Source organism: Hydrocoleum sp. CS-953 (assembly GCF_002260545.1).
Taxonomy (GTDB): domain Bacteria; phylum Cyanobacteriota; class Cyanobacteriia; order Cyanobacteriales; family Microcoleaceae; genus Trichodesmium.
In genome coordinates this window covers 1-9464 of record NZ_LGSU01001300.1, presented here as the reverse complement: position 1 = coordinate 9464, position 9464 = coordinate 1, and the positions used below count along the sequence as shown (strand labels likewise).

General features: G+C 35.5%; 6 protein-coding genes and 3 pseudogenes. 5 read left to right on the top strand and 4 right to left on the bottom strand.

Features of this window, described 5'->3' with window-relative positions:
- Positions 1–317, bottom strand: a 317-nt coding sequence (locus AFK68_RS23460) for a hypothetical protein (RefSeq protein ID WP_210407581.1), incomplete at its 3' end; no start/stop codon positions are given.
- A 441-nt stretch (positions 318–758) separates the two neighbouring features.
- On the opposite strand from AFK68_RS23460, the pseudogene AFK68_RS46215 reads away from it, so the two are divergent.
- The 4 genes and pseudogenes from AFK68_RS46215 to AFK68_RS46210 all read left to right on the top strand — a co-directional run.
- Positions 759–902 (top strand): annotated as a pseudogene (locus AFK68_RS46215) (histidine kinase dimerization/phospho-acceptor domain-containing protein); the annotation flags it as partial.
- A gap of 48 nt (positions 903–950) precedes the next feature.
- On the top strand, positions 951–1865 hold the full coding sequence (locus AFK68_RS23450; RefSeq protein ID WP_094675545.1) for a sulfotransferase: 915 nt from the start codon (positions 951–953) through the stop codon (positions 1863–1865).
- Between the two features lie 453 nt (positions 1866–2318).
- Positions 2319–4217, top strand: a 1899-nt coding sequence (locus AFK68_RS23440; RefSeq protein ID WP_246844384.1) for a mechanosensitive ion channel domain-containing protein, incomplete at its 5' end; no start/stop codon positions are given.
- Between the two features lie 28 nt (positions 4218–4245).
- The coding region (locus AFK68_RS46210; RefSeq protein WP_371357521.1) for a hypothetical protein at positions 4246–4426 on the top strand (181 nt) is incomplete at its 5' end.
- Between the two features lie 300 nt (positions 4427–4726).
- Here AFK68_RS46210 and AFK68_RS23430 read toward each other — a convergent pair.
- Positions 4727–5854, bottom strand: coding sequence for an RNA-guided endonuclease TnpB family protein (locus AFK68_RS23430; RefSeq protein ID WP_094675537.1), 1128 nt, complete (start codon positions 5852–5854; stop codon positions 4727–4729).
- A 425-nt stretch (positions 5855–6279) separates the two neighbouring features.
- Complete coding sequence (locus tag AFK68_RS23425; protein WP_094675535.1) at positions 6280–6480, bottom strand: hypothetical protein; 201 nt, start codon at positions 6478–6480, stop codon at positions 6280–6282.
- Between the two features lie 1254 nt (positions 6481–7734).
- On the opposite strand from AFK68_RS23425, the pseudogene ppk1 reads away from it, so the two are divergent.
- Positions 7735–9312 (top strand): annotated as a pseudogene (ppk1, locus tag AFK68_RS23420) (polyphosphate kinase 1); the annotation flags it as partial.
- Here the strand turns inward: ppk1 and AFK68_RS23415 are convergent.
- A pseudogene (locus AFK68_RS23415) lies at positions 9304–9464 on the bottom strand (hypothetical protein); the annotation flags it as partial. The pseudogenes ppk1 and AFK68_RS23415 sit on opposite strands and share 9 nt — an antisense overlap.

Here is a 9464-nt window from a genome sequence, read left to right as displayed (position 1 = left end):
AATTTAGTATCTGGGGCAAATATCCAAATACAAACATTGCTGGTAATTCTATAGTTAAAATCTTTGCCTGTTCTGGCATAAAATTTATATCCAAGTTGTTTTTCGGAGTTAACAGTATCCGATATAGTAATTATATTTTCAGTTAAAGATAAAGATTTACTTTCTGTTTTTCCCAGACGAGTTTTTGGTTTTTGTGCGCATTCTACAAAGGTAGGAGTGGGTGATGTACTAGGTAAATATAATTGATTTTCAGGAGTAGAAAAGTTACTACATCCATAGATGATTGAGATAGTCAAATATAGTAGTGATTTCTTCATATAGTAATCCTAAATCATTTGTCAGAGAAAGCTTTAGGGGTTTGGTTGACAAATCCCATTTATGGGCTTGGTTTGCAGACCAAACCCCTACGATAAAATCTTACAACTTATGCGCAGATTGCTATATATTGATTTGTGGATAAATTGGTAAAAAATTAGGGTTTGCTCTTTTGACTAAGTAGACTTAATTAGAAGTAAATAATTGATTGAATTTTTATTATTTCCACATTTCTACTCAAAGTTGATTTTTTATACTAATACGCTAAGATGATTATATCAACTCAAGTGTTTAATGAGGTGATAGTTGCCATGGCCAAGCATTGGCTGGTGCAAAGCTTCCCTAACAAAATCTCAAAATGTAGATGTTTTGGGTGAGGTTTTAGAAACCCTGCCCATCTACACGCCGGGGTAGTTCATTGTTATATAGTCTTTCTTATACCAATGTACGCAATAACTTTAGTAAAATTGATTTTACTAAATGTTTTCGGAGGGATTTTCACCGCAGGTGTCGCCCATGAACTACGCAACCCTCTCAACTTTGTCAAAAACTATGCTGAAGGTTCCATCGAACTTTCTCAAGAACTANTTACGGTTTTAACGGCTAGGTAATTATCCATTATCCATTATCCATTAATGAAAGGTGATTTAATTAAAAAGGCAAATAAGTTAAAAAGGGAAGGTAAGTTGAATGAGGCGATCGCCACTTATCAGCAAGCAATCAACATTAACCCCTGTTTTGCTTGGTATTATCAGGAATTAGGAGATGCTTTAGCAAAAAAAGGTAATTTAGACGAAGCTATCGCGCAATACTGTATTTCACTGGAACTGAAACCTGATTTGAACGACAGCTATAAAAATTTAAGAAAACTTTTACAAGTACAAAATTACTCGCCATTATCTATTGCTAATTTAGTTAGCCGCATGAAGGAAAGTTCTTGTCAAAACAACATTTTACCTTCTCGAAAAACAGGTATGGCTTCTAATAGTTCGTTGAAATTAAAGGAAACAAAGGTATTTGGTATTGGCTTGGGTAAAACAGGAACTACAACTTTAGAAGTGTGTTTTAAAATCCTGGGTTACAAAAATTTTAGTTGGCATACGGTAAATAGATATAAGCTGGTCAAACAAGTTAAATTAAATGATTTTACTGACGTTTTTTCACTTTTAGAAAACCACCAAAGCTTTAGAGATTATCCTTTTCCTTTTATTTACAAGGAATTAAACCAAAAATGCCCTAATAGTAAATTTATTTTAACAGTTAGAAAAGATTTTAAAACATGGTTTAGAAGCTTGGTTAATCACTATAATAAGAGGATGGAAATGGAAATTTGGTATGATATTCTATACGGCAATAAATATGTTGATGACGAAAACTACTACAGGAATTTTTATGAAAACCATAACCAATTAGTTATCGATTATTTTTCTGCATGGCAGGATAAATTAATAATAATATGTTGGGAAAATGGAGATGGGTGGGATAAACTGTGCCAGTTTTTAAATAAAGATGTTCCTAATGTTCCCTTACCTCATAGGAATAAAACTTAATCCTTAGTTACAATAAAAGTTGCCACAAAAGACTGCTCCTTATTCCTCGTCTAATTTGCCTCTTGCTGATACCAATTAACTTTAAAAATGTCACAAATAGTTTCAAAATTTAGGTGTGAAATAATTCCCTGAAATTACTGTAGCATCAAAGTTTTGAGCAGACAAAATCTTAATGCATGACTCCCTGTCTCCTGTCTCCTGTCTCCTTCTTCAAATTAATTATATATAGGTACTTAATATGGCAAGATTTCAGAAATATTTAGTTAAATTTGCCCTTATACTTTGCATCAGTTTACTATCAGTATTTCTTCTTTCTCCTGTCCAAGCTGAAGATGGAGCAAGTCTCAAAGTTCCAGTGGTATTAGATGGTCGAGAACTTCTAGAAATAGGTTCTTTGGGAAAAGTCACAGCTCAGGAACGAGCTGAATTTATCACATCAACTTTAGAGTCCGNAAATATTTAGTTAAATTTGCCCTTATACTTTGCATCAGTTTACTATCAGTATTTCTTCTTTCTCCTGTCCAAGCTGAAGATGGAGCAAGTCTCAAAGTTCCAGTGGTATTAGATGGTCGAGAACTTCTAGAAATAGGTTCTTTGGGAAAAGTCACAGCTCAGGAACGAGCTGAATTTATCACATCAACTTTAGAGTCCGCCTTAGCTGATAGTATTGAACGGGGAAAACCTCCAGAGGTCAAACTATTTCGCTCTAATCAAAATGTGGTATTGAAAGTTGATAGTCGCCCCTTGGTGGAGGTGCCAAAGGATACCCTCGACTCCATGTACTCAGAGATGCAGGCGCAAATGTGGCAGGAACAACTACAGCAGGGTTTGGAGCAAAGTTGGCGAGAACGTACACCAGCTTATACCCGTTGGGCAGTCAAAATTCTGACAATTGCCTTTGTGACTACCCTGTTGCTTCAGGGGGGCCTGGTATTACTATTTCGTTATATTCTACGTCGGAAAATAAAAAGTCCTCAAAGACGCTGGCACTCTTTACAATTATTAGTTTTATTATTATTACAAGTGGGAGTATGGGCGACATTTATCAATTATGGAGTTCAATTATTTCCCATAACTAGAGCTTGGTTTTACGAGATTTTTCAACTTTTAGACAATACATTTAATGCCAGAATGTTTCAATTGGGAGAAGAAACCATTTCTCTCAACCGAATATTAGCGATCGCCTTAACTATCGCTGCACTTTGGGTAGGAGTAGGTTGGTTTGTCGGTATTCTCAAATCTCGCTTGCTCCCTCTCACAGAAGCAGAAGCTAGTCACCAAGGTACAATTGCTTTTTTTGTCGAATACGGACTACTGTCTGTTGGGACGCTCCTAATTCTGAATGCTGGAGGAGTAGACTTTCAATCTCTAGCTATTCTACTTGGGGCGCTGGGTATAGGTATTGGTTTTGGGTTACAAAATATTGTTAAAGACTTTATCTGTGGGTTAATTTTAATTGTCGCTCGTCCGATAAAAGTTGGAGAGTTAGTTCAAGTAGGAGAATTTCAAGGTTTGGTTCAACGCATTGGTGCTAGAACTACTGACATTTCCAATATTGAACGCTACATTATTACTATTCCCAACTCTCGCTTTATTGAAGGAGAGGTTCTCAACTGGAACCGTAGCGGTATAACTAGAGTCAAAGCTTATGTGAAAATTCCCTACGGAACAGATATTGATTTTGTCTACAAGGTTCTACTCGCTGCTGCACAAGTAGAACATCCAGATATTCTCCGCCATCCTCCCCCCAAGGTAAAATTTCGGGAATATACAGAGGATGGGTTGCAGTTTCGGGTGGTGGCATTTATCCGCGATCCTCTTAAGCAACCAAAAGTAAGAACCCACCTATATAACCAGATAGAAAGATATTTGCGAAAATATGGAGTAGAAGTTCCTCGCCCTCAACAAGACCTACATCTCAAAGACCTCGATCCAGAACTCTATGCTTGGGTGCGATCGCAAACTCCTGTAGAATATCGACCTTTACCTCAAGAAATTCCAACTATTGAACCTCCTTCTAGCAAAGAAGAGTATGACTGGGAGGCAATATCTAGTGCTATGGGTGGAGAGAATGGAGTTTCTATCAAAGATCGACGATTTCAGTTTAAGCTATTTAAAAATGTCTTTTTAGGTTCGGAAGCAGTAGAATGGTTAATGATTAATGAACGAGCTACCAGGGAAGAAGCAATTCTGATGGGTGAGTTAATGTTACAACAGGGGATAATTCACCATGTTTTCGATGAACATAATTTTAAGGATGAACCTCTTTTTTATCGATTTTATAGTGATGAAGTTGAGAGTAATGTTAGCACTAATTCTAATATGGAAGAAGATGAAATTGATTCAGATTGACATCCTCCCGACGTTGCTCTACGAGACNTACCAGGGAAGAAGCAATTCTGATGGGTGAGTTAATGTTACAACAGGGGATAATTCACCATGTTTTCGATGAACATAATTTTAAGGATGAACCTCTTTTTTATCGATTTTATAGTGATGAAGTTGAGAGTAATGTTAGCACTAATTCTAATATGGAAGAAGATGAAATTGATTCAGATTGACATCCTCCCGACGTTGCTCTACGAGACAACGCGGGATTCCCATCCATCATTCAAACAGACTAAGCTGAACAAATAACTCAAGGTGGGTTGACACATCATTGGAATCTGCTGGCTTGCCAGTCTGACATTTCCTCCGTGTCCGTTTAATTGTCTCCGAATGCCCTCCGGCGACTACAGCCTCCTGCGGAGGAGCTGCCTCTTGCCTCCTCCGCAGGAGCTGCGCTAACAGAGGAGCTTCCCTAAGGCTAACGAAAAGTGATAATTGAATTGGTTTTTCTAGTTCAACAGCCTCAACTTTGGTTATCGGTTGACGACTGTTTCGACTACATCTTGACTGTCTGCTTCTAGGATGTTAATAGCAGCATTAATATCTCTATCGTGAACAGCACCACAATTCAGACAAGTCCATTCACGGACATTTAATTCTTTCTTGCCTCCAGGAAAACCACAAGCTGAACACTTTTGAGAAGTAGGCTCCCAACGGTCAATGACTCTAAATTCACGACCATACTTTTCACATTTATTTTCAGTTAAAGTTCTAAATTGTCTCCATCCTAAATCTGAAATTGCCTTAGATAATTTACGATTGCTAACCATGCCTGAAACGTTTAAATCTTCTAGCACAATTTCATCGTATTGTTTGGCTAATTTAGTAGATAACTTATGCAAAAAGTCTGTACGAATATCCTTGATTTTGGCATAAAGTTTTGCAACCCGAAGTCTAGCTTTTTCACGACGCTTACTACCCTTTTCAGTACGATTAAATTTATGTTGAAACTTAGCTAATTTTTTGAGATTCTGCTTTAAGGGCTTTGGAGCAAATATCTTTTTACCATTACTCAATGCAGCAAAAGTAGATATTCCTAAATCAATACCAATAGAATTATTTATTTTAGGCAAATGTTCTGCACAAGTTTCTACAACAAAACTAGCAAAATAACGATTAGATGAATCTTTAATAATTGTTACAGAACTAGGTTGATTAGGGAGTGGTCTTGACCAAAATATTTTAATCCTACCTACTTTTGGGAGATAGATTTTGTCTTTACCAATCTTGTAATTAGCCCCTACAAATCTAGCAGTTTGTCTGGATTTTCTACTTTTAAATTTAGGTGGTTTAACCTTAATTCCTTTAGGTTTTTTAGTACAACTATTAAAAAAGTTTTTGTATGCTTGGTCTAAGTCTTTTAATGATTGTTGTAATGGAGTAGAGGCTACCTCTTTTAACCAAAGCAAATCTTTTTTAGCTTGTGTTATGAATTGTTTAGTTAAATCAGTATATGAAGGCTTTTTAATACCATCGGCATACAGTTGATTACAATATGCTAATGATTGATTCCAAACAAATCGACAACAACCAAATAACTGATTTAATTTATTTATTTGAACATGATTAGGATAGATGCGGTATTTATATCTAGCTTTCAATTTTTTCGACTTATTACTAACGCACTCATAGTTTTATTATAGCATGGGTTGGCATTCCCATACGACGCTCCCTTGCAGGAGAGCGCGGGTATAAAAGCAAACATTAGATAAATTTGGGTTAGGTGGTAGCTTGCTTCCACTATAGTGCTGCAGTGCTAAAGCACAACTACAAACACATATTTTTATAACTACTGGACTGACACAGCTAAAATGCTGCAATGGTAGGGGCGGGNGCTAGAATTTTAATGCTTACTCTAAGATTTACATAAACCCGCCCTAGAAGGCTTTTCAGATTGATGAACCACATAGCCATAACAAAAACCGCTGTAATGCACACCCATTAGTTGTGTCACGCTACTACTGGCATTGCTACAACCAAGGATTTATCTTAAGCAAAAGGTTTATTTGGGTAAGTCCTAAACTAATTATTCAGAATCAGGGAGAGCGGACAATTTTTCTTCTACTTGCTCTACCCTTGCAGTTTCAGCATCCACATCCACAACCGTACTTTGATCAACTAAACTTGCTACTCCGAATCCAACGTAAACTAATGTAGCAGTAAGTGTAAACCCTGCCATGGCGAGAACTGGAGCCACAGATTGAGATTCAGATTTATTAGAAGTCATTTTATATCATCCTATTTTTTTTATGTATATATTTTATGATTCCTATCCGTATTTTTACACATCTGGCAGCAATAAGTAACCCCTTTCAGATAAAAAAAACATTAAATTTTTATATAGTTTATATAAAAGTACATAATGTAACAGTGAATCTTTACTAAATCTTAATATATGATTCAGTGTAATTATGGAGTCAACCAAAATAATTACTTTCTGCTTCAATATTTAGAAGTGGGGTTGAGCAGGAAAATACAATAAATATTTGATGGAAAGAAATAAACAGGACTTCACTCTGAAGCTATTTGATTAAGTATTATGTGATTAAATTCCTCCTCAGACAAAATTTAATCATGTATTTTGTGACTAATAAATAATATTTATTGAGACTTTTAAGCACAGTTATTTTTATAAATATCACAACACTATTCTGTTCAAAATACAAATATAAGTCATTCTTAATATTTGTGTTCATAAAAGTCACATATATTTAACATTCATTACCATTATTTAAACATTTATTTACCGAAATAATTAATAATTAAACAATTAAATAATTAGATAATTCACGCCTTGAAGCCTCCCCTTTCAAGGGGAAAAAGCGGTCGTTTGCGGAGCAGTCCGTCAGGATGAGATGGCGAGGAAACCCGCTCTTGCAGAGCCGCTCCGCTTTATATGTCGGCGACAGCCGAAACGCCATATCTAATTGACCAAGAGAAATAAATATTTTCCTTATTTGTCAATCCTCTCCCTAAAAGGGAGAGGTAATTATCAATTATCAANAGAAATAAATATTTTCCTTATTTGTCAATCCTCTCCCTAAAAGGGAGAGGTAATTATCAATTATCAATTATCAATTATCCATTAATGAACAAAGCATAACTTATCTAGACAAATATTTTAACTAAGTTGAAAACTGACCACACGATTTAAACTATTTCATCTGGTAATAACTTTCAACCTTAGCAAGAATTTAACTAGATTCATCAAAGGTTATAATTACCGGATAATTAATAATTAATAATTATTAATTAAATAATTGAGGTTAAAAGCCGACCCTTGAAAGGGGAAAAAAAATAATTTTTTTCCTGATTAGTATCAATCCTCTCCCTAAAAGGGAGAGGTAATTATCAATTATCAATTATCAATTATCAATTATCAATTAATGAACCTGCTAGTTCTTATAAAAACTAGACTTTACAACTGATCCAGACTACCTTAAAATCAATGTAAATTTAAACCAATATCACCTAATTAACTATGTCCAAAAATAAAAAGAATGGAACAGAAACTCCTGTAGAAAAAAATCTCAGTAACCCACAATACTACTTTAATAGAGAATTTAGTTGGTTAGAGTTTAATCGTAGGGTTTTATCTGAGGGTTTAGACCCCCGTACTCCCCTATTAGAACGTTTAAAATTTTTAGGAATTTTTAGTTCTAATTTAGATGAATATTTTATGGTTAGGGTAGCAGTTTTGAAAAAACAAATAGAAGCTGAAGTACATAAATTAACACCTGACGGTCGTACTCCCCAAGAACAACTAGATGGGATTAATCAAAGACTATTACCAATGGTTTCTTTACAACACCAATTCTTTGAGGAAACCTTACGACCAGAATTAGGGAAAAATGGCATTTATATCTTCAATTATATAGACCTAAATCAAGAACAAAAAACATATCTACAAAACTATTTTGAAGAACACATATTTCCTGTACTTACACCTCTAGCTATTGATGCTAGTCATCCTTTTCCTTATTTATCTAATCTTAGTTTTAACTTAGCAGTAATGCTAAAAAATCCAGATACTCAAGAAGATTTATTAGCTAGAATTAAGGTTCCCAAAATATTACCTCGGTTTTTGCGGTTACCAGAAAAATTGCAACAAATACAAGAAAACACTCACACTATAAATTGGGTAGGAGTTCCTCTCGAACAAATCATTGCTCACAATTTAGGTTCTCTATTTCCTGGTATGGATATTCAGGAATATCACCTATTTCGGATTACTCGTGATGCTGACTTAGCAGTACAAGAAGATGAGGGTGATGACTTGCTGTTAGTAATTGAGAAAGAACTACGAAAACAGCGTATAGGTGGTACAGTAGTCAGAATGGAAATTAATCCAACAATGCCAAGTAAATTAAAAAAGATATTAATGGAAAAGTTGGAGTTGTCTGAAAAAGATGTCTACACAGTAGATGGATTACTTGATTTAAAAGATTTAATGTCATTCTTAGGGTTGCCGTTGCCTAACCTTAAAGATCCAAGTTGGGGATCTACTATGCCTCCACGGTTGCGAAATTATAGTGATGATATAACAACTCGTGACCTGAATGAGAACAATGGAATTGACTTTTTTGAGGTAATTCGCCAGAAAGATTTATTGGTACATCATCCATATCATTCTTTTGCAAGTACGGTACAAGGTTTTATTACCCAAGCAGCACACGATCCTAATGTATTGGCGATTAAGATGACTCTCTACCGTACTTCTGGAGATTCGCCTATTATCAATGCTTTGATTGCTGGGGCAGAAAATGGCAAACAAGTAGCAGCATTGGTGGAATTGAAGGCAAGATTTGATGAAGAAAATAATATTCAATGGGCGCGGAAGTTAGAACAATCTGGTGTTCATGTGGTTTATGGTTTAGCAGGTCTGAAGACTCATACTAAAATTGTGATGGTGGTGCGTCAGGAGGAAGATCATATCCGTCGTTATGTTCATATTGGTACTGGTAATTATAATCCTAAGACCGCTAAACTTTATACTGATTTGGGTTTGTTGAGTTGTCGCCCAGAATTAGGAGCAGATTTAGCAGATTTGTTTAATTTCTGCTAAACCATAAACCACATGAACACCAGATTGTTCTAACTTCCGCGCCCATTGAATATTATTTTCTTCATCAAATCTTGCCTTCAATTCCACCAATGCTGCTACTTGTTTGCCATTTTCTGCCCCAGCAATCAAAGCATTGATAATAGGCG